Here is a 536-nt window from a genome sequence, read left to right on the forward strand (position 1 = left end):
TAACATCGTTACCTTTTGTAGGACAACATTTTATAGGAACTTATGATAGTTTTGATAAAAAGGGCAATGCAAAAGAAATGTCAAAAGGTGAATTGGCTGCATATAAAAAAGCGAAGAAGATGTTTAATCAATTCAATATATTTAATACTGATAAAGACCCAGTAGGGCTTGATGATACGAAAAGTGCTTTTATTAAAAAACTTAATAAAAAAGCTAAAGCTGATAAAGCGTCCAAAACGAAAAAAGGCTCTAAATCTACAAGTAAATCATCGAAAAGTGTTAAAGCGGATTCGGATGCTTCTGCCAAAAAAGGAAATGGTGGCTCTGGTGGTTCGGGCAAAAAGATAAAGATACAAACGTAAGCTGTACATGCTATTGTAAGTAATCTACGTGATCGAATACATAAATATGATGATGTATCGTTGGAGGACTAATAATGAAATTTAAAAGCACTAACTATTCATTAGGTTGAGTAATTAGTGCTTTTCTGATATTAAAAGCCCCAAATTAGAGGTGGATCTGCTTCGTAGTCTTTT

General features: G+C 32.8%; 1 pseudogene. It reads left to right on the forward strand.

Annotation, left to right across the window (positions count from 1 at the left end):
* Nucleotides 1–362, forward strand: a pseudogene (locus HMPREF2663_RS09240) (hypothetical protein); the annotation flags it as partial.
* Nucleotides 363–536: the final 174 nt, after the last annotated feature.

Origin of the sequence: Staphylococcus sp. HMSC077D08, from assembly GCF_001837945.1 — a bacterium.
GTDB classification, from domain to species: Bacteria; Bacillota; Bacilli; order Staphylococcales; family Staphylococcaceae; genus Staphylococcus; species Staphylococcus epidermidis.